This is a genomic window from Acidovorax sp. 106 (assembly GCF_003663825.1).
Classification (GTDB): Bacteria; Pseudomonadota; Gammaproteobacteria; order Burkholderiales; family Burkholderiaceae_C; genus Acidovorax.
The window spans coordinates 617,378-638,121 of record NZ_RCCC01000001.1 but is presented as its reverse complement, the minus strand read 5'-3'; the positions used below and the strand labels follow the sequence as shown (position 1 = coordinate 638,121).

Below are 20,744 nucleotides of genomic sequence, written 5' to 3'. Positions count from 1 at the left end.
AGCTATTCAATTAGGAGTGAAAATGAGTGTTTTGGTGAATGTGATTTTGGCCGTGCAGATGCTGGCGGCATTGGGAATGATTGGATTGATCCTGGTTCAGCACGGCAAGGGTGCTGACATGGGGGCTGCATTTGGTAGTGGATCTTCCGGCAGTCTGTTTGGTGCCAGTGGCAGCGCCAACTTTTTGTCGCGCAGCACGGCAGTCTTGGCGGCTGTGTTCTTTGTCTCCACGTTGGCGTTGGCCTATTTTGGCAATGCCCGCCCAGCCAGTTCTGGTAGCGTGCTGGAGACGCCTGCTGTGGTTGCGCCTGCTTCGGGTGGCGTGGATGTTGTGCCTGCGCCCCCTGTCGTGCCAGCATCTGGTGCGGCCCAGATTCCGACAAAATAATCCGCACTAAATTGACGCCCTGTTCTTTGTGCAGGGTTTTTCCGGAGTAGAATTCCGGATTGTCTGGAAAGCCAAAACCTTCATGGTTCCTCATGCCATTCAGACATGCAACAACAGCCGTCGTGGTGAAATTGGTAGACACGCTATCTTGAGGGGGTAGTGGCGAAAGCTGTGCGAGTTCGAGTCTCGCCGACGGCACCAAAACAAAAGCCTGTCCGCAAAATTTGTAAAATTTTGACGGATCGGGCTACAGCGGTGAGCATCCTCAAGATGAACCTCGATCAGTACCTCCCCGTCCTTTTGTTCATCTTGGTTGGCATCGCCGTAGGCGTTGTCCCCTTGATTCTTGGTTATGTGCTGGGCCCCAATCGTCCAGATGCGGCCAAAAACTCCCCTTACGAATGCGGCTTTGAGGCCTTCGAAGATGCGCGCATGAAGTTTGATGTGCGCTACTACCTCGTGGCCATTTTGTTCATCCTGTTCGATCTTGAAATTGCGTTTCTCTTTCCTTGGGCGGTGACGCTGCATGAGGTGGGGATGACTGGCTTCGTGGCGGTGTCGATCTTCTTGGCCATTCTGGTTGTGGGTTTTGCCTACGAGTGGAAAAAAGGCGCGTTGGATTGGGAATGATCGAGCTTCAATAAGAGGACGAATGCGATGATTGAAGGCGTGATGAAGGAAGGCTTCATCACCACCAGCTATGACTCGGTGGTGAATTGGGCTAAAACCGGTTCTTTGTGGCCCATGACCTTCGGTCTGGCGTGCTGCGCGGTAGAGATGATGCATGCGGCGGCGGCCCGCTATGACATTGGTCGTTTTGGTGCGGAGGTGTTTCGCGCCAGTCCGCGTCAATCCGATTTGATGATCGTGGCTGGCACACTGTGCAACAAGATGGCACCAGCCTTGCGCAAGGTGTACGACCAGATGTCAGAGCCACGTTGGGTGCTGTCGATGGGCTCGTGTGCCAATGGCGGCGGTTATTACCACTACAGCTACTCTGTGGTGCGCGGTTGTGACCGCATCGTTCCTGTGGATGTGTATGTGCCTGGTTGCCCCCCAACGGCTGAAGCGTTGATTTACGGCATCATCCAGCTGCAACAAAAAATCCGCCGCACCAATACCATTGCTCGCGTCTGAAGGGTTGATGATGACTGCTGTTGCCATTCGGCCCGAGAAACTCAAAGACAACATCGCTGCAGCCTTGGGAGCCAAGGTTCGCGAGATCACTGTGGCTTTGGGTGAAGTGACTGTCGTCGTTGCCGCGGCAGACTATCTGGATGCTATGCGCACACTCCGTGATGCCCAAGCCTGTCGCTTTGAGCAATTGGTGGACTTGTGCGGTGTTGACTATTCTGCGTATGCCGATGTGGTTAACGAAGGTGCGCGTTATTGCGTCGTTTCCCATCTGTTGTCTGTCAGCCTGAACCAGCGCGTGCGCGTGAAGGTGTTTTGCCAGGACGACGACTTTCCCGTGGTCGCCTCTGTGGCAGAGCTCTGGAATTCAGCCAACTGGTATGAGCGCGAAGCCTTTGATTTGTTTGGCATCGTGTTTGACGGTCACAACGATTTGCGGCGCATTCTGACGGACTACGGTTTTATCGGCCATCCGTTCCGTAAAGACTTCCCTCTGTCCGGCCATGTGGAAATGCGCTACGACGCTGAGCAGCGTCGCGTGGTGTACGAGCCTGTGTCTATTGAGCCCCGTGAAATCACGCCTCGCATCATTCGCGAAGACAAGTACGGAGGTTTGCACTGAGTCGCTTTGCGCTCATGTGATCCATCATGGCAGAAATCAAAAATTACTCTCTGAACTTTGGTCCGCAACATCCGGCCGCGCACGGTGTGTTGCGTCTTGTGCTGGAGTTGGATGGCGAAGTGGTGCAACGTGCGGATCCGCACATTGGTCTGCTGCACCGTGCCACCGAAAAGCTGGCCGAGCACAAAACCTACATCCAGTCCTTGCCTTACATGGACCGGCTCGACTATGTGTCGATGATGTGCAACGAGCACGCTTACTGCCTGGCCATTGAGAAGTTGCTCGGCCTTGAGGTGCCTTTGCGTGCGCAGTACATCCGGGTCATGTTCTCGGAAATCACGCGCCTGCTGAACCACTTGATGTGGCTTGGGTCGCACGGCAACGACTGCGGTAGTTCCACCATCCTGATCTATGCTTTCCGTGAGCGGGAAGACCTGTTTGATATGTACGAGGCAGTCTCCGGCGCCCGTATGCATGCAGCGTACTTCCGCCCCGGCGGTGTTTACCGTGATCTGCCTGACAGCATGCCCCAGTACAAGGTCAGCAAGATCAAGAACGCCAAGGCGCTGGAGGCAATGAATCAGAACCGTAAGGGTTCTTTGTTGGATTTCATCGACGATTTCACGCAGCGCTTCCCGGCTTGTGTGGATGAGTACGAAACGCTTTTGACCGACAACCGGATTTGGAAGCAGCGGACTGTGGGGATTGGTGTCGTGACGCCAGAGCGTGCCTTGAATCTGGGCATGACTGGTCCGATGTTGCGCGGCTCTGGTATAGCTTGGGATTTGCGCAAGAGCCAACCCTACGATGCCTATGACCGGGTGGATTTCGATATTCCGCTGGGTAAGACGGGCGATTGCTACGACCGTTATTTGGTTCGTATGCAGGAGATGCGTGAATCCAATCGCATCATCAAGCAGTGCGTGGATTGGCTCAAAGCCAATCCAGGGCCAGTGATTACTGACAATCACAAGGTTGCTGCGCCTGCGCGTGAATCCATGAAGTCGAACATGGAGGAGCTGATCCACCATTTCAAGCTGTTCACTGAAGGATTTCACGTTCCTGAAGGTGAAGCTTACGCAGCGGTGGAGCACCCCAAGGGGGAATTCGGCATTTACTTGGTAAGTGATGGTGCCAACAAGCCTTACCGCTTGAAAATTCGCGCTCCTGGGTTTGCGCACTTGGCGACCTTGGATGAGATGGCACGCGGACACATGATTGCTGACGCCGTGGCCATCATTGGCACCATGGATATCGTGTTCGGAGAGATTGACCGATGATTACCGAAGCGACGCTGGCGCGGTTTGCGCGTGAAGTGGCTAAGTATCCTGCAGACCAAAAGCAGTCTGCCGTGATGGCTTGTTTGTCCATCGTGCAGCAAGAGCAGGGCTTTGTCAGTCCTGACACTGAGGCTGTGATCGCCGAGTATCTGGGCATGGCTCAGATCGCCGTGCATGAAGTCACCACCTTCTACAACATGTACAACCAGCAGCCCGTGGGCAAGTACAAGCTGAATGTTTGTACCAACCTGCCTTGCCAGTTGCGTGACGGTCAGAAGGCATTGCACCATCTGGAAAAAAAGCTGGGTGTTTCCATGGGCGAGACAACTGCTGATGGATTGTTCACCCTGCAGCAATGTGAATGTCTGGGGGCATGCGCTGACTCGCCAGTCATGCTGGTCAATGACCGGACGATGTGCAGCTTCATGGACAACGACAAGCTCGACCAACTGGTCGATAGCCTTCGTGCTGCGGAGGGCAAGTGATGACGACAGCTGCACAAATTCTTTCCCAGTTTCAATCTACGGGTGTCCAGACGTGTTTCCATGATCGCCATATCAATCCGCAGATTTATGCGGACTTGGATGGTAAGAACTGGAGCATCAAGGACTACGAGGCGCGTGGTGGCTACCAGGCACTCCGCCGCATCCTGGGCAAGGATGGCTCTGAAGGCTTGAGCCAGGACCAAGTGATTGCGACGGTCAAGGAATCCGGTTTGCGTGGTCGCGGCGGTGCGGGCTTTCCTACGGGGCTCAAGTGGAGCTTCATGCCCCGCTCGTTCCCCGGCCAGAAGTACCTAGTGTGCAACTCCGACGAAGGCGAGCCGGGCACCTGCAAGGATCGCGACATCCTGCAGTTCAACCCGCACATCGTCATCGAAGGCATGATCATCGCGGCCTACGCGATGGGCATCTCCGTAGGCTACAACTACATCCACGGCGAAATCTTCCAGACCTACGACCGCTTTGAAGAAGCGCTCGAAGAAGCACGCGCAGCGGGCTACCTGGGCGACAAGATCCTGGGCAGCAACTTCAGCTTCCAGCTGCATGCAGCGCACGGTTTCGGCGCCTACATCTGCGGCGAAGAGACCGCGCTGCTCGAATCGCTGGAAGGCAAGAAGGGCCAGCCGCGCTTCAAGCCGCCGTTCCCGGCCAGCTTCGGTTTGTACGGCAAGCCCACCACCATCAACAATACCGAGACCTTCGCGGCCGTGCCGTGGATCATCCGCAACGGCGGAGCTGCATATCTCGAATGCGGTAAGCCCAACAACGGTGGTACCAAGATCTTCTCGGTCTCTGGCGACGTGGAAAAACCTGGGAACTATGAAGTGCCCATGGGTACACCGTTCTCCAAGCTGTTGGAGTTGGCCGGTGGCGTGCGCAAGGGGCGTCAGCTCAAGGCTGTGATTCCAGGAGGGTCGTCGTCCCCGGTTCTGCCTGCATCCATCATCATGGAATGCACGATGGACTATGACTCCATCGCCAAGGCGGGCTCCATGCTGGGCTCTGGCGCCGTGATTGTGATGGACGACTCCCGAAGCATGGTTGAAAGCCTGTTGCGTTTGTCCTATTTCTATTCGCACGAGTCTTGTGGCCAATGCACGCCATGCCGCGAAGGCACGGGCTGGATGTGGCGCGTTATTGATCGCATTCAGCACGGTCAGGGGCGAGAAGGTGATCTGAACCTGCTCAATTCTGTGGCTGACAACATCCAGGGCCGCACGATTTGCGCTTTGGGTGATGCTGCCGCCATGCCGGTGCGCGCCATGATCAAACACTTCCGTCCCGAGTTTGAGGCACTGATCCGGAACAACGCCCCACAGGCTGCGACGTCCGTCTGATCGCGAGAGAACATATGGTTGAAATTGAACTGGACGGTCAGAAAGTAGAAGTCGCCGAAGGTTGCATGGTGATGCATGCAGCCGAGAAAGCGGGTACCTACATTCCCCATTTCTGCTACCACAAGAAGCTATCCATCGCCGCCAACTGCCGTATGTGCTTGGTGGACGTGGAAAAAGCGCCCAAGCCCATGCCTGCCTGTGCCACACCGGTGACTCAGGGCATGATCGTGCGCACCAAGAGCGACAAGGCCATCAAGGCCCAGCAGTCGGTCATGGAGTTTTTGCTGATCAATCACCCCCTGGATTGCCCTATCTGTGACCAAGGCGGTGAATGCCAGTTGCAGGATTTGGCTGTGGGTTACGGTGGCTCTTCTTCGCGCTATGAGGAAGAAAAGCGCGTGGTACCGGTCAAGGACGTTGGCCCGCTGATTTCCATGCAGGAAATGAGCCGCTGTATCCATTGCACCCGCTGCGTGCGCTTTGGCCAGGAAGTGGCCGGCGTGATGGAGCTGGGCATGATCCACCGCGGTGAGCATTCCGAGATCACCACGGTCACGGGTGATACGGTGGACTCCGAGTTGTCGGGCAACATGATCGACATCTGCCCTGTCGGCGCTTTGACCAGCAAGCCTTTCCGTTACAGTGCCCGTACATGGGAGCTGTCGCGTCGCCGCTCGGTGAGCCCGCACGACTCGACCGGTTCCAACCTGATTGTCCAGGTCAAGAACCATAAGGTCATGCGTGTTGTGCCTCTGGAGAACGAGGCCGTTAACGAGTGCTGGATTGCCGACCGTGACCGTTTCTCCTATGAAGCGCTGAATGGCGAAGATCGTTTGACCCAGCCCATGCTCAAGCAGGGCGGGGTGTGGAAAGAAGTCGACTGGCAAACCGCGCTGGAGTACGTTGCCAACGGTCTCAAGAACATCAAGAACGATCACGGCGCCAAGAGCATTGGTGCCTTGGTCAGCCCGCATAGCACGCTGGAAGAGTTGTACTTGACTGGTGCTCTGGTGCGTGGTTTGGGCAGTGACAACATCGATTACCGTCTGCGCAACGCTGAATTTGCTGCACCCGAAGGCATTCGTTGGCTGGGTGCTTCGATTGCCTCGTTGTCTGCACTGCAACGCGTGTTGGTGGTGGGCTCGAACCTGCGCAAGGACCACCCTCTGTTTGCCCAGCGTATTCGCCAGGCTGCACGCCATGGGTGTCAAGTTAGCGCCATCGGCTCTACGGTCCAGGATTGGGCAATGCCTGTGCAGCCATTCGTTGCACAAAGTGCTTCTGAGTGGATGACCACGCTGGGTGGTATCGCTTCTGCCGTAGCCCAAGAGAAAGGCGTTGCCCCCCCTCAAGGCGCCGCTGCCGCCAGCGAAGCCGCGCAAGCCATCGCCCGTTCCCTGCTGGGCGGTGAACGCAAGGCGGTGCTGCTGGGCAACGGCGCTGCGCACCATGCGCAAGCCACGCAATTGTTGGCACTCGCCAACTGGATTGCCGAGAACACCGGCGCGACGGTGGGTTACCTGACCGAAGCGGCCAACACTGTGGGCGCACAGTTTGCGGGGGCTCACCCTGTCAATGGTGGTCTGAATGCAGCCCAAATGCTCTCCGGTGGTTTGAAGGCTGCAGTGTTGCTTAACACCGAGCCGGTCTATGACTCCGCTGCGGGTGCACAAGCTGCAACCGCTCTGACTGGTGCTGAGATGGTGGTCACGTTGAGCCCTTTCAAGGCCAACATGGAATTCAGTGACGTCCTGTTGCCAATTGCGCCTTTCACGGAAACATCGGGCAGCTTTGTCAACGCCGAAGGCCGTTTGCAAAGCTTCCATGCTGTGGTGCGTCCATTGGCAGACACCCGTCCGGCCTGGAAGGTTTTGCGTGTCCTGGCCAACCTGCTGGGGGTGCCAGGCTTCGATTTTGAAACCTCCCAGGATGTGTTGGCCCGAGCTACGAATGCTGCTGCGGGTACGGTCACGCAACTGCCCGCTGCGCAGTTGTCGAATGCCGTGAAAACAGTGCCCGCTGCCACCTCTACCGCTGCAGAACCTGTAGTTGCTTCTATCTATCAACTGGACGGCTTGGTGCGCCGTTCTACGTCGCTGCAGCTCACTGCCGACGCACGCATGGCTCGTGAAGGAGTGGCCGCATGATCGACGCGATCTACAACGCGGGCCTGAACCTGCTTTCCTTTGGCTGGTGGACTGGCATGGTCTGGCCGGTACTCTGGATTCTGATCAAGATCGTTTGCATCTTGGCCCCATTGATGGGCGCTGTGGCGTACCTGACTTTGTGGGAGCGTAAGCTGCTGGGCTTTATGCAGGTGCGTCATGGCCCCAATCGCGTGGGCCCTTTGGGATTGCTGCAGCCTATTGCAGACGCCTTGAAGTTGCTCACCAAAGAAATCATCCAGCCCACCGCCGCAAGCAAGGGGCTGTTTGTGCTCGGGCCGATCATGGCGATCATGCCCGCTCTGGCTGCATGGGTCGCGATCCCCTTCGGTCCGGATGTTGCCCTGGCTAATGTCAATGCAGGCTTGCTGTTGGTGATGGCCATTACCTCCATCGAGGTGTATGGCGTGATCATTGCCGGCTGGGCATCGAACTCCAAGTATGCCTTCCTGGGAGCTCTTCGCGCCTCGGCCCAAATGGTGAGTTATGAAATCGCGATGGGGTTCTGTTTCCTCGTGGTCATCATGGTGTCCGGGAGCATGAACCTGACTGAGATCGTCATGTCGCAAGCCAAGGGCATGGCTGCAGACAAGGGCCTGACCTTCTTGTCATGGAACTGGTTGCCCCTGTTGCCAATTTTCTTGGTGTACTTGATCTCTGGCGTTGCTGAAACCAACCGTCACCCTTTTGACGTGGTGGAAGGCGAAGCCGAAATCGTGGCCGGTCACATGGTTGAGTATTCGGGCATGGGCTTCGCGATCTTCTTCCTGGCTGAGTACGCCAGCATGTGGTTGGTGTCGATCCTTGCTGTACTGATGTTCCTGGGGGGCTGGTTGCCGCCTCTGGATATCTTGTCCTTCGTTCCCGGTTGGATCTGGTTGGCTGCCAAGACATTCTTGGTGGTGTCCATGTTCATTTGGATTCGTGCCACGTTCCCGCGCTTTCGCTATGACCAGATCATGCGTTTGGGTTGGAAGATTTTTATCCCAGTCACGTTGGTGTGTTTGGTGATCGTCGGCGGGTGGTTGCTCTCGCCTTGGAATATCTGGAAATAAGCGGGGACACGAATGACTGCTGTTGCTGCTGCTGCGCCTTTTTCGTTCAAAGACTTTTTCAAGAGCTTCATGCTGGTGGAGCTGCTCAAGGGTATGGCCCTGACTGGGCGCTATGCCTTTCGCCGCAAGGTGACCGTGCAGTTCCCAGAAGAGAAAACTCCGCTGTCTCCCCGCTTCCGGGGCTTGCATGCCCTGCGCCGTTATGACAATGGCGAGGAGCGTTGCATTGCCTGCAAGCTTTGTGAGGCCGTGTGCCCTGCGATGGCGATCACCATCGAATCTGATGTGCGTGACGACGGCTCGCGTCGCACCACCCGTTACGACATCGATTTGACCAAGTGCATCTTCTGCGGCTTTTGCGAAGAGAGCTGCCCGGTCGATTCGATTGTGGAAACACATATCTTTGAATACCACGGTGAGAAGCGTGGTGACCTGTATTTCACGAAGGACATGCTCCTGGCTGTGGGCGACCGGTACGAAGGCGAAATCGCTGCGGCCAAGGCAGCAGATGCCAAATACCGTTGATCGGTGTTGAACTCAGCCTGTTTGCCTGACTTTCTATAAAGACCCGATCCATGGACGCCAAGACTGGTTTCTTCTACTTTTTCTCGGTTGTGCTGCTTTTCGCGGCCTTCCGGGTGATTACCGCGCGCAACCCTGTGCACGCGGTGCTCTATCTCATCCTGGCATTCTCCCAAGCTGCTGCAGTTTGGTTGCTGCTCAAGGCGGAGTTTTTGGCCATTGCCCTGGTGCTGGTCTATCTCGGCGCTGTGATGGTGCTGTTCTTGTTCGTCGTGATGATGTTGGACATCCACATCGACACCGTGCGAAAAGGTTTTTGGAAACACTTCCCTTTGGCTGCCACGGTCGGCGCTTTGATCGCACTGGAAATGGCTGCGGTGTTGATGGGTGGGTTCCGGGGGCTGGATGAGCCCAAGGGGGCGGCTCCCTTGCTGGATGCCGCAGGCCAGGTGGTTCAGTATTCCAATACCAAGACATTGGGTAAGTTGCTCTACACCGAGTACCTGTACCCCGTCGAAATTGCGGCCGTGATTTTGCTGGTGGCCATGATTGCCGCCATTGCATTGACGCTGCGTCAGCGCAAGGACAGCAAGGCGATCAACCCTTCCGTTCAGGTGCGTGTCCGTGCCCGTGATCGGCTTGAGGTGGTGAAGGTTGCCGCCACACAGAAGCCTGCAGAACCTTCGCAGGAAGAAGCCCAGGCTCAGGAGAAAAAAGCATGACATTGACATTGGGGCACTTCCTATCGCTCGGGGCGATGCTTTTCGCGCTGGCCGTCATTGGTATCTTTTTGAACCGCAAGAATTTGATCGTTTTGTTGATGGCCATTGAGTTGATGCTGTTGGCGGTCAACATGAATTTCGTAGCGTTTTCCCACTATTTGGACGACATGCACGGGCAAGTGTTCGTGTTTTTTATTCTGACAGTGGCAGCTGCTGAATCCGCCATTGGGCTGGCCATTCTGGTGCTGCTGTTCCGCAACAAGTCCAGCATCAACGCAGAAGACCTCAACACCCTCAAGGGTTGATGAGTTACCCGTATTCCCAAGGTTCTCAATAATGAGTCAAACCCTCTCTGCTTCAACGCTCCTGGCCGTCCCGCTGGCCCCGCTGGCGGGTGCTTTGCTGGCAGGCGTTTTCGGCACCACCTTTGGTGGTAACTGGATTGGCCGTCGCCTTAGCCACACCTTGACGATTCTGGGTGTGCTGGTGGCTTTTGTTCTGTCCGCCATGACGCTCAAGAGCGTTGCTCTGGACGGTGCCCGCTTCAATGAAACCCTCTACACCTGGATGGTGGTCGGTGGCTTGAAGATGGAGGTAGGCTTCCTCATTGACAGCCTCACTGCCATGATGATGGTGGTGGTGACGTTTGTTTCGCTCATGGTGCACATCTACACCATCGGCTATATGGAAGAAGACGAAGGCTACAACCGCTTCTTCTCCTACATTTCGCTTTTCACTTTCTCGATGCTCATGCTGGTCATGAGCAACAACCTGCTGCAGCTGTTCTTTGGTTGGGAAGCAGTGGGTTTGGTCTCTTATCTGCTGATCGGTTTCTGGTTCAACAAGCCTACGGCCATCTTCGCCAACATGAAGGCCTTCTTGGTCAATCGCGTGGGTGACTTTGGCTTCATTCTCGGTATTGGCCTGATTGCAGCCTACACCGGCACACTGAATTACGGTGAGATCTTCGCCAAATCGGGTGAACTGGGGGGCTTGGCCTTCCCTGGCACCGACTGGATGCTGATCACCGTGATTTGCATCTGCCTTTTCATCGGCGCGATGGGCAAGTCCGCACAGTTTCCGCTGCACGTCTGGCTGCCTGACTCGATGGAGGGCCCGACCCCCATCTCGGCGCTGATCCACGCAGCCACCATGGTGACCGCAGGCATCTTCATGGTGTCGCGCATGTCGCCGCTGTTCGAGCTGTCGGACACGGCACTCAACTTCATTCTGATCATCGGCTCCATCACCGCCCTGTTCATGGGCTTCCTGGGCATCATCCAGAACGATATCAAGCGCGTGGTGGCGTATTCCACGCTGTCGCAGCTGGGCTACATGACGGTGGCTCTGGGTGCCTCGGCCTATTCGGTGGCCGTGTTTCACCTGATGACCCATGCGTTCTTCAAGGCGCTGCTGTTCCTTGGCGCTGGCTCGGTCATCATGGGCATGCACCACAACCAAGACATCCGCTGGATGGGTGGCGTGCGTAAGTACATGCCCATTACTTGGATTACTTCGTTGCTGGGTTCGTTGGCGTTGATCGGTACCCCTCTGTTCGCGGGTTTTTACTCCAAGGACAGCATCATTGAGGCAGTGCATTTCAGCCATCTGCCAGCCGCACACTTTGCGCACTTTGCCGTGCTGGCCGGTGTGTTTGTGACGGCGTTCTATTCGTTCCGTATGTACTTCCTGGTCTTCCATGGCAAGGAACGTTTTGACCAGAACCCCGATGCGCACCACGGCGATCACCATGGGCATGGGCACGACGACCACCATGAACCACACGAATCGCCTTGGGTAGTGACAGTGCCTTTGGTGTTGTTGGCTATCCCGTCGGTCATTGTCGGTTTCCTGTTCATTCAGCCGATGCTGTTTGGCGACTTCTTCAAGAACGTGATTTTTGTGGACGCTGCAAAGCATCCTGCGATGGCCAAGCTGGGTGAGATATTCCACGGGCCCGTGGCCATGGCTGTGCACGGTCTGCAAACGGCGCCTTTCTGGCTGGCATTCGCGGGCGTCGCCTTGTCTTACTACATGTATATGGTCAATCCAGCGCTTCCCGCGGGCATCAAGGCACGTGTTCAGCCGCTGTACCGTTTGCTGGAAAACAAGTACTACCTGGACTGGATCAATGAAAACATCCTGGCCCGTGGCGCCCGTGCGTTGGGCACAGGGCTCTGGAAGGTGGGCGACCAGGCCATCATCGACGGCGGTGTGGTCAACGGCTCCTGGAAACTCGTCGGTGCTGTGTCCGGCGTGGTTCGCTGGATGCAATCTGGTTTCATCTTCCATTACGCCTTGGTGATGATTTTGGGTGTCTTCGCGCTGATGACCTGGTTTGTCTGGGGCGACTTCTTCATGCAGCTCATCAAGTAAGGAAAAAAACAAAATGAGTTCGTTGTTGAGTCTCGCAATCTGGACCCCTGTTGTCTTTGGGGCAGTGTTGCTCGCTTTGGGGCGAGATGAGCATGCCCGCGCGGTGCGCTGGATTGCACTGGTGGGTGCCGTGGTTGGCTTTTTGGTCACGCTGCCTCTGTATGGTGGATTTGAGACAGGCACTGCAGCCATGCAGTTCGTCGAGAAGGCTGCTTGGATTGAGCGTTTCAATATCCACTACCACCTGGGTGTGGACGGCATCTCTTTTTGGTTTGTTCCGCTGACGGCTTTCATCACGGTGATCGTGGTTCTGGCTTCGTGGGAGTCCATCACAGAGCGCGTGAACCAGTACATGGGCGCCTTCCTGATTTTGTCGGGCCTGATGATTGGCGTGTTCACGGCACTCGATGGCATGCTGTTCTACGTGTTCTTCGAGGCCACGCTGATCCCCATGTACCTGATCATCGGTATCTGGGGCGGCCCCAACAAGATCTACGCAGCGTTCAAGTTTTTCCTTTACACGCTGATGGGCTCTTTGCTCATGTTGATTGCGCTGATCTACCTGTACAACCAGTCGGGTGGCAGCTTTGACATCGCTTCGTGGCACAAGCTGCCTTTGGGCAGCACCGCGCAGACCTTGCTTTTCTTTGCCTTCTTCGCGGCATTTGCCGTGAAGGTGCCCATGTGGCCTGTGCACACTTGGCTGCCTGATGTTCACGTGGAAGCGCCAACGGGCGGCTCTGCTGTGCTGGCTGCCATCATGCTCAAGCTAGGTGCCTACGGTTTCTTGCGTTTTTCTCTGCCTATCGCCCCTGATGCCTCGCGCGAATGGGCTTGGCTGATGATCGGTTTGTCTCTGGTGGCCGTGATCTACGTGGGTCTGGTGGCCATGGTGCAAAAGGACATGAAGAAGCTGGTGGCTTACTCGTCCGTTGCCCACATGGGGTTTGTCACACTCGGCTTCTTCATCTTCAATGACCTGGGCGTGTCCGGCGGTTTGGTGCAGATGATTGCCCACGGGTTTGTGTCGGGCGCGATGTTCCTGTCGATCGGCGTGTTGTACGACCGCGTGCATTCCCGTGAGATCGCTGCCTACGGCGGTGTGGTCAACACCATGCCCAACTTCACTGCATTTGCACTGCTGTTTGCGATGGCCAATTGCGGCCTGCCAGGAACCGCTGGTTTTGTGGGCGAATGGATGGTCATCCTGGGCGCCGTGAAGGCCAACTTCTGGGTGGGTCTGGCCGCTGCCACGGCGTTGATCTTTGGTGCTGCCTACACACTGTGGATGTTCAAGCGCGTCTACTTGGGTCCTGTGGGCAACAGCCATGTGAAGGAGTTGACGGACATTGGTAGCCGTGAGTTCTTGGTGCTTGCGCTTCTTGCCATTGCCGTGCTGGCGATGGGCCTGTACCCCCGTCCGTTCACGGATGTGATGGACGCTTCGGTGGCTGAACTGCTCAAGCACGTGGCCTTGCAAAAGCTGAACTGACCGACAGAACTGAGAGATTTGAGATGATTGACAACATCAGCTGGCTTGCGGTCTACCCCGAGATCGTGCTTCTTGTGATGGCCTGCGTGATTGCGCTGGTCGATCTGGGGGTGAACAGCCCACGGCGCACTGCAACCTACGTGCTGACCATGCTCACTTTGGCCGTGGTGGCCGCCCTGGAAGGTGTTTACGCCAGCAGTGGCAATACCTTCTACGGCTTTGGCAACATGGTGGTCAGTGATGCCATGGGCAATTGGCTCAAGTGTTTTGCCACCATTGCTGTCATGGTGACGCTGGTGTATGGCCGCCCTTACGCTGCCGACCGCGACATGCTGCGTGGTGGTGAGATGTTCACGCTCTCCATGTTTGCCTTGCTGGGCATGTTCATCATGATCTCCGGCAACAACTTCCTGGTGATCTATCTGGGTCTGGAATTGTTGACGCTGTCCAGCTACGCCCTGGTGGCTTTGCGTCGCGATAACGCGACGGCCACTGAAGCGGCGATGAAGTACTTCGTTTTGGGTGCGATGGCCAGTGGCTTCTTGCTGTACGGCCTGTCCATGCTTTACGGCGCTACCGGCTCTTTGGACATCGGCCAAGTGTTCAAGGCGGTGCTTTCGGGTCAAATCAAGCACCAGGTGCTGGTCTTCGGTCTGGTGTTCGTGGTGGCTGGCCTTGCTTTCAAGCTGGGTGTGGTGCCTTTCCACATGTGGATCCCCGACGTTTACCAAGGTGCTCCTACCGCCGTTACTCTCATGATTGGTGGCGCGCCCAAGTTGGCTGCTTTCGCCATCACCATGCGTCTGTTGGTGGATGGCCTGTTGCCCCTGGCAATCGATTGGCAGCAAATGCTCGCTGTGTTGGCGATTGGCTCCTTGCTGGTCGGTAACCTCGCGGCGATTGCGCAAACCAACCTCAAGCGCATGTTGGCTTACTCCACCATTTCACAAATGGGCTTTGTGCTGCTGGGTCTGTTGTCGGGCGTGATCAATGGCCAAGTGAACTCGGCAGTGGCAGAGAACGCTTACAGCGCCTCGATGTTCTACGTCATCACCTATGTGCTGACCACCCTGGCCACCTTCGGTGTCATCCTGCTCTTGGCCCGCGAAGGCTTTGAAAGCGAAGAGATTGCCGATCTGGCCGGATTGAACCAACGCAGCCCTTTGTATGCCGGCGTGATGGCCGTGTGCCTGTTCTCCATGGCGGGTATCCCGCCCATGGTGGGCTTCTACGCCAAGCTCTCTGTGCTGCAATCCCTGCTGGCATCGGGTCAGAATCTGTACATCGCCTTGGCCGTGTTTGCCGTGATGATGTCGCTGATTGGTGCCTTCTATTACCTGCGCGTAGTGAAGGTGATGTACTTTGACGCACCACTCACCGCTACCCACGTGTCCGCTCCATTGGACGTCCGTGTGGTGCTGACGATCAACGGCGCCTTGGTGCTGGTGCTGGGTCTGTTGCCTGGCGGGCTGATGACGCTGTGTGCCAACGCCATCGTGCGTGCACTCGCGACTTGATCCAGAATTTTTGAGCCGTGTCTCAAACAGGCGCCATCTGGTTGGTGATTTTCGCGGCGTTGGTTGCGGCCAACCTGCCGTTTCTGAGCCAGCGGCTGGCGCTGGTGGGGCCCGTGGCAAGGCCTCACAAAACCCTGTTCATTCGACTGCTGGAGCTGGTGGCGCTGTATTTCATCGTAGGTGGCTGCGCCATGCTGCTGGAGCGCCGCGCGGGCCAGAATGCGCCGCAGGGTTGGGAGTTCTACGCCATCACGGGTACGTTGTTCGTCACGTTGGCATTCCCTGGGTTCATCTACCGCTACCTTGTGCGCCGTCGCGGTTGATTGCCTGACCCTCGCGTAAGCTCGTCGCCATGAAGGTGCTTGATCTGCAGTGCCGTAGCGAACATGTCTTTGAAGGCTGGTTTGCATCGGAAGAAGACTTTCAGTCTCAGCTCCAAAGGGGGTTGGTGCAATGCCCTTTGTGCGGTGATGAGCAGGTGCACAAGCGCCTCAGCGCCCCGCGCTTGAACTTGGGGGCCACGCCGCCCGAGCCCCTTGCTCAGTCTCCCTCTGTGCGCCAGCCGGAATCTCCCGCCCCCAATCCGCAGCAACTCGCCGCTTGGTTACACCAGGCCCGTCGCATGGTGGCCGAGTCTGAAGATGTGGGCTCTCGCTTCGCCGAAGAGGCTCGCAAAATCCATGCGGGTGATGCCGATGAGCGTGCCATTCGCGGGCAAGCCACGCTGCAGGAAACCGTGCAATTGCTGGACGAAGGCATTGCCGTGCTTCCCCTTCCATCCGTCTTGAAAGAGCCCTTGCAGTAGTTGCCTCTTTCGGGGCGGGGGCATCAGCCATGGCTGGCAGGGGCCAAGGTGCTGGTCATTTCGCAGTGCTGAATTGCACCGATCCATGCCAGATAAATCGATGCTGTTGCGGCCAGCCTTGGTCGGTAACGACTCTGGCTGCTTTATCCACCACGCCCCAGTTGGCCCACGTTTCTCCCTCGCCTTTCCATCCCCAATACCTCAAAGCAAAAGAGGGCTATGCAGTGCATTGCATAGGAAAAACCGCGCTGACTAGGCCTGCAATCTCCAGGTACTTGCCTTTTTTTACGGGCCAGTGATTTCCCGTAGCTAGTGCATACTTTGTTGCTAACTAGCTACCATGTGGGCCGTTGCCGAAAATTTGCGCCACCTGTGAAACGGCTGGCAGATAATTTTCAAACACTTACATTCAAGGCGCTCCACATGTTTCAAACACTGCGTGCACGGCTGATTGCCATTTGCGTTGCGATCACGGTGTTTTCACTTCTAACGCTGGCGCTGGCTACTTTTGTGGTGGTTCGCAAAGACACTTTGAATGGCATTGACGACCGCGTGGGTCAGCTCACCCGATCCCACGCCAACGAACTGGCGGAGTGGGTGCGAGAGAAGCAGCGCATCACCAGCTCATTGAAACTGGCCGTGGGCCAGGCAGAGCCAGTGCCCTTTTTGCTGGCCGCCAAACAGGCTGGTGCGTTTGACGACACGTATTTTGTCTACGCCGACAAACGCAACATCTTTGCCCACCCCATGCCCGATGGCTACGACGGAACGGCCCGCCCTTGGTACAAGCAGGCCGTGCAAACCGGGGGGCCAGCCTTGACCCCGGCTTACGTGGATGCGAGCACGGGCAAGCTCACTATCAGCTTTGTCGAGCCCGTTGGCCCCAAAGGGCAGCCCACTGCCGTGGTCGGTTCCGACATGCACCTGGACACTGTGACCAAGAAGGTCGCCGCGATCCGCCCTATCTCCAAAAGCTTTGCGTTCCTGATTGACGGCGAAGGCAAGCTGCTGGCGCACCCCAAGGCCGACCTCTCGCTCAAGCCCGCATCCGACATTGCCAAAGGCGTAGACGCCGCTTTGTTGACCAAATTGGCCGCTGACAGCGCCCGCGCCGATGTGCTGATCGATGGCGCCGACCAGATGCTGTATGCCGCCAAGGTCGACGGCACGCCCTGGACGCTGGCGATTGCCATTGACCGCGCAGAAGCTACGCAGGCAGTGACCGCCATGCTGCAGATTGCTGCCACCATCACCGTACTGAGCGTGCTGGTGGCCGTGGCCCTGCTGACGGTGGCGGTCAGCCGCCAGCTGCGCCGCCTGGGGCTGGTAAGCGACGCCTTGCGCGACATTGCCTCGGGCGAGGGTGACCTGACCCGCCGCCTTGCCACCGAGGGCAATGACGAGCTGGCCACCATCGCTGCCTCGTTCAACCAGTTTGTGGACAAGATCGCCAAGGTGCTGGTGAGCATCCGCGAATCGTCCGAGTCCGTGCGACTGGCCTCCACTGAGATTGCCAGCGGCAACCACGACCTGTCAGCGCGCACCGAACAACAGGCGGGCTCCCTCGAAGAAACCGCCGCTGCCATGGAGCAGCTGACCGCCACCGTGCAGCAAAACGCGGCCAACGCCCGCCAGGCCAACGACCTGGCCACCGGCGCATCGCAGGTCGCGTCGCACGCCAGCACCGTGGTGGGGCAGGTGGTGCAGACCATGGGCGGCATCGATGCCTCGGCCCGCAAGATCGTGGACATCATTGGCGTCATTGACGGCATTGCCTTCCAGACCAACATCCTGGCCCTGAACGCCGCCGTCGAGGCCGCCCGCGCTGGTGAGCAAGGGCGCGGCTTTGCGGTGGTGGCCTCTGAAGTGCGTACGCTGGCCCAGCGCAGCGCCACGGCCGCCAAAGAGATCAAGGAGCTGATCAGCGAATCGGCCTCGCAAGTGGATGCGGGCAGCAAGCTGGTGCAAGAGGCCGGCGCCACCATGGACAAGGTGGTGGAAAGCGTGCGCAAGGTCACCACCATCGTGGCTGACATCAGCCTGGCCAGCCAGGAGCAAAGCACTGGCATTGCCGAGATCGGCAGCGCCGTCACGCTGATGGACCAGTCCACCCAGCAGAACGCCGCTTTGGTCGAAGAAGCCACGGCCGCCGCCCAGTCGCTGCAGCACCAAGCGGTGGCGCTGGCCGATGCGGTGGCAGGCTTCAAGCTCGACCACGGTGGCGCGGCCGCATGGGGTGGCAGCGCATCGCCCCAGCGGGGTCAGGCTTTGGCGCTGTCCAGGGACTGAATCGCAGCCTGATTCATCCGGCTGAACGCCCGTCCAAAGAGCCTGCGGCCACGCGTTGCATGCTCTTTTTTATTGAAATCGATCCGTAGTGATTCTGTGGAGGCGGGGCTATGGGAGCCAACCGCAACCCACCGCACCCCAGCCCTGCGCTCAAAGCCGCATGGCCCGGGTGTACCCCGTCATCTCCAGATACCCACGCCCCGCCACGTTGCCATTGGCGTGCAGCAGGTCTGACAAACCCTCCCAATACACCGCCCCGGTCGACGCACTGCTGTCCAGCTCCTGCGCATCCAGCACCGCCGCCACGGTGTAGGTGCCCACGGGGGTTTGCACCTCCCACTGCACCGCGTAGCGGGCGCCGCTCTCGGGGCTGGTCCACCAGCGCAGTGGGCGCCAGGCCACCTCGGTGGCGGTGAACACGCGGGTGGCTTGGCCCACCGCCCTGAACGACCCGCCCGCCCACAGCGCCGTGCCATCGGCCCGCCGCAGCCTGAAGGCCGTGAGCGCGCTGCCGTCCAGCAGGTTCATGCCGATCCAGTCCCAGCCCACCGCATCGTCGGCCAGCAGGGCCTCGCTCCACTCATGGTCCATCCAGGCGCGGGCGGACTGGGTGGTGTCAATGGTCAGGGTGCGCCCATCCAGCACGATGCGGCCGCTTACCGCCAGTTGGGGCTGGCTGTAGTAGTAGCTGGCCTGCGCTGCCTGCGGCCCTTTGCGCGACAGCCCTTGCTGGCCCTGCAACAGCAGGGGCTGGGTGGCGTCAAACTGCAGCTGTAGACCAAAGTGCTCGCCCACCACCTGGGTGGTGTAGCGGCTGGTGGCTGTGTCGGGCTTCCCCCGCGCCGTGTCCTGCCGCTGCAGGCTCCAGTCCCGTAGCCGCACTGCGGTATCGGCCTCGCTGGCCTGCGCCACGCCAAACCCGGCCCGTGCCATGCGCTGGTCGTGTAGCAAGCGGCGGCCCTGCACATCGGTCACGGCAGCGTGCGCAAACACCAGCTGCTTGGCCGCAAAGGCCGACTGCATGGCCTGCGTGGCATCCATACGCGATCGGAAAAACGTCACCTGAAACCCAAACGGCCGCCCCCCGGCCGTGGCATAGCCGGTGATGTACCACCACTCGGTGCGCAGCTCGGAGTGGCTGCCATGGTCACGCGGAAACTGCAGCGCCCGAGCGGGCAGTGCCTGGGCGATGGGGCCAGCCCCCGCACCCATCGCACCCAGCGCCCAGGCCAGCCACCTGCGGCGCGAGAGGGCCCGCACCATTGCGGGCGCAGCCGCACCAGTGGGCATAGGTGTTAGTGCACGCATCGGCATCAGATTCGTCCGCCGTTGTGCCGATCAATCCAGCAGCGCCGCAATGCGCGCCTGCGCCTCGGTGCAGTCACCCATGGTGGCAGACACCCAGTCGCCGTTGTAGTACGTGGGCAAATACCGCTCCCCCGCATCGCACAGCAACGACAAGATCGAGCCGCTCTCGCCCCGCTCACGCATCTCATGCGCCAGCGTCAGCATCGCCACAAAGTTGGTGCCGGTGGATGGCCCCACGCGCCGCCCCAGCAGTTGCGACAGCACTCGCATCGCTGCCACCGAATCCACATCCGCCACATCCACCATGCGGTCTACCAGCGTGCGGATAAAGCTGGGCTCCACCCGGGGGCGGCCAATGCCCTCGATGCGCGAGCCCGGGGCCGTCAGGCTGGCATCGCCCGTGCGGTGGTAGGCGCTGAACACCGAGCCCGCCGGGTCGGCCACGCACACCTGCGTGGCGTGCCGCTGGTAGCGCACATAACGGCCAATGGTGGCGCTGGTGCCGCCCGTGCCTGCGCCCACCACAATCCAGCGCGGCACCGGGTGCCGCTCGCGCGCCATCTGGGTGAACATGCTCTCGGCAATGTTGTTGTTGCCCCGCCAGTCGGTGGCCCGCTCGGCATAGGTGAACTGGTCCATGTAATGCCCGCCCGTCTCCGCCGCAATGGCGCGGGCCTCCTCATACACCTGGCCCGCACTGCCCACCAGATGGCAGCGCCCACCGTGGAACTCGATCTGCGCAATCTTCTCGGGCGAGGTGCTGCGCGGCATCACCGCCACAAACGGCAAGCCCAGCAGCCGCGCAAAGTAGGCCTCGCTCACTGCCGTGGAGCCGCTCGACGCCTCCACCACCGTCGAGCCCTCATGCAGCCAGCCATTGCACAGCGCATACAAAAACAGCGACCGCGCCAGCCGATGCTTCAGGCTGCCCGTCGGGTGCGTGGATTCGTCCTTGAGGTACAGGTCAATGCCGTGCGCAGCAAAGGCAGGCAGGCGCAGCGGGATCAGGTGGGTATCGGCGCTGCGCTGGTAGTCGGCTTCGATGCGGGCGATGGCTTCGTGGAGCCAGGGGGAGGGGGATTCCATATGACAACTTATCGAGAGAATGGGGCCGAACTGCTGTAGTGCCTAGGCCCGTCTTTAACAGAATTCAGGGGCTTTGCTGCGCAAATGAAATTCCTTGCTGAACAGTGCTGCATATGCACAGATTCTTGCTTCACATTGGATGG

Annotated in this window: 20 protein-coding genes and 1 tRNA gene; 19 read left to right on the top strand and 2 right to left on the bottom strand. The window is 58.5% G+C overall.

What is annotated here, in order from left to right; translation table 11 throughout:
* Nucleotides 1-22: 22 nt before the first annotated feature.
* From secG to C8C98_RS02710, 19 genes are all read left to right on the top strand, one after another.
* Nucleotides 23-388 carry a preprotein translocase subunit SecG gene (gene secG / locus C8C98_RS02800; RefSeq protein WP_121453044.1) on the top strand — a complete coding sequence of 122 codons (366 nt, stop codon included), beginning with the start codon at nt 23-25 and terminating at the stop codon, nt 386-388.
* A 116-nt stretch (nt 389-504) separates the two neighbouring features.
* A tRNA-Leu gene (locus tag C8C98_RS02795) sits at nt 505-589 on the top strand.
* 69 nt (nt 590-658) lie between these two features.
* A complete protein-coding gene (locus C8C98_RS02790; protein ID WP_121453043.1) occupies nt 659-1,018 on the top strand; it encodes an NADH-quinone oxidoreductase subunit A in 360 nt (119 codons plus the stop codon).
* 27 nt (nt 1,019-1,045) lie between these two features.
* Nucleotides 1,046-1,525 carry an NADH-quinone oxidoreductase subunit B family protein gene (locus C8C98_RS02785; protein WP_007849129.1) on the top strand — a complete coding sequence of 160 codons (480 nt, stop codon included), beginning with the start codon at nt 1,046-1,048 and terminating at the stop codon, nt 1,523-1,525.
* Nucleotides 1,526-1,535: 10 nt separating this feature from the next.
* Nucleotides 1,536-2,144 (top strand): NADH-quinone oxidoreductase subunit C, encoded by a 609-nt coding sequence (locus tag C8C98_RS02780; protein WP_121455978.1) that lies wholly within the window; start codon nt 1,536-1,538, stop codon nt 2,142-2,144.
* A 26-nt stretch (nt 2,145-2,170) separates the two neighbouring features.
* Nucleotides 2,171-3,424 carry an NADH-quinone oxidoreductase subunit D gene (locus C8C98_RS02775; RefSeq protein WP_099656381.1) on the top strand — a complete coding sequence of 418 codons (1,254 nt, stop codon included), beginning with the start codon at nt 2,171-2,173 and terminating at the stop codon, nt 3,422-3,424.
* Nucleotides 3,421-3,909: an NADH-quinone oxidoreductase subunit NuoE gene (gene nuoE, locus C8C98_RS02770; RefSeq protein WP_121453042.1), complete on the top strand. Its 489-nt coding sequence runs from the start codon at nt 3,421-3,423 to the stop codon at nt 3,907-3,909. Before C8C98_RS02775 ends, nuoE begins: the two co-directional genes overlap by 4 nt.
* Nucleotides 3,909-5,264: an NADH-quinone oxidoreductase subunit NuoF gene (gene nuoF, locus C8C98_RS02765; protein ID WP_121453041.1), complete on the top strand. Its 1,356-nt coding sequence runs from the start codon at nt 3,909-3,911 to the stop codon at nt 5,262-5,264. The genes nuoE and nuoF overlap by 1 nt, the downstream gene beginning before the upstream one ends.
* Before the next feature lie 14 nt (nt 5,265-5,278).
* Nucleotides 5,279-7,411 carry an NADH-quinone oxidoreductase subunit NuoG gene (gene nuoG / locus C8C98_RS02760; protein WP_121453040.1) on the top strand — a complete coding sequence of 711 codons (2,133 nt, stop codon included), beginning with the start codon at nt 5,279-5,281 and terminating at the stop codon, nt 7,409-7,411.
* Nucleotides 7,408-8,484, top strand: a complete 1,077-nt coding sequence (gene nuoH, locus C8C98_RS02755; protein ID WP_121453039.1) for an NADH-quinone oxidoreductase subunit NuoH — start codon at nt 7,408-7,410, stop codon at nt 8,482-8,484. The genes nuoG and nuoH overlap by 4 nt, the downstream gene beginning before the upstream one ends.
* 12 nt (nt 8,485-8,496) lie before the next feature.
* Nucleotides 8,497-9,009: an NADH-quinone oxidoreductase subunit NuoI gene (nuoI, locus tag C8C98_RS02750; protein WP_121453038.1), complete on the top strand. Its 513-nt coding sequence runs from the start codon at nt 8,497-8,499 to the stop codon at nt 9,007-9,009.
* 50 nt (nt 9,010-9,059) lie between these two features.
* A complete protein-coding gene (locus C8C98_RS02745; protein WP_121453037.1) occupies nt 9,060-9,728 on the top strand; it encodes an NADH-quinone oxidoreductase subunit J in 669 nt (222 codons plus the stop codon).
* Complete coding sequence (gene nuoK / locus C8C98_RS02740) at nt 9,725-10,033, top strand: NADH-quinone oxidoreductase subunit NuoK (RefSeq protein ID WP_099656374.1); 309 nt, start codon at nt 9,725-9,727, stop codon at nt 10,031-10,033. The genes C8C98_RS02745 and nuoK overlap by 4 nt, the downstream gene beginning before the upstream one ends.
* A 31-nt stretch (nt 10,034-10,064) precedes the next feature.
* A complete protein-coding gene (gene nuoL / locus C8C98_RS02735; protein WP_121453036.1) occupies nt 10,065-12,104 on the top strand; it encodes an NADH-quinone oxidoreductase subunit L in 2,040 nt (679 codons plus the stop codon).
* A gap of 13 nt (nt 12,105-12,117) precedes the next feature.
* Complete coding sequence (locus tag C8C98_RS02730) at nt 12,118-13,596, top strand: NADH-quinone oxidoreductase subunit M (RefSeq protein WP_121453035.1); 1,479 nt, start codon at nt 12,118-12,120, stop codon at nt 13,594-13,596.
* A 23-nt stretch (nt 13,597-13,619) separates the two neighbouring features.
* A complete protein-coding gene (gene nuoN, locus C8C98_RS02725; RefSeq protein ID WP_121453034.1) occupies nt 13,620-15,113 on the top strand; it encodes an NADH-quinone oxidoreductase subunit NuoN in 1,494 nt (497 codons plus the stop codon).
* Between the two features lie 17 nt (nt 15,114-15,130).
* Nucleotides 15,131-15,436 carry a DUF2818 family protein gene (locus tag C8C98_RS02720; RefSeq protein ID WP_121453033.1) on the top strand — a complete coding sequence of 102 codons (306 nt, stop codon included), beginning with the start codon at nt 15,131-15,133 and terminating at the stop codon, nt 15,434-15,436.
* 29 nt (nt 15,437-15,465) lie between these two features.
* Complete coding sequence (locus tag C8C98_RS02715) at nt 15,466-15,918, top strand: DUF1178 family protein (RefSeq protein ID WP_121453032.1); 453 nt, start codon at nt 15,466-15,468, stop codon at nt 15,916-15,918.
* Nucleotides 15,919-16,341: 423 nt separating this feature from the next.
* Nucleotides 16,342-18,207, top strand: a complete 1,866-nt coding sequence (locus C8C98_RS02710) for a methyl-accepting chemotaxis protein (RefSeq protein ID WP_121453031.1) — start codon at nt 16,342-16,344, stop codon at nt 18,205-18,207.
* 150 nt (nt 18,208-18,357) lie between these two features.
* Here C8C98_RS02710 and C8C98_RS02705 read toward each other — a convergent pair whose 3' ends face one another.
* Entirely contained in the window at nt 18,358-19,515 is a 1,158-nt protein-coding gene (locus tag C8C98_RS02705) for a carotenoid 1,2-hydratase (RefSeq protein WP_233574431.1), read from the bottom strand.
* Nucleotides 19,516-19,545: 30 nt separating this feature from the next.
* Entirely contained in the window at nt 19,546-20,601 is a 1,056-nt protein-coding gene (locus tag C8C98_RS02700) for a PLP-dependent cysteine synthase family protein (protein WP_121453029.1), read from the bottom strand.
* Nucleotides 20,602-20,744 lie beyond the last annotated feature (143 nt).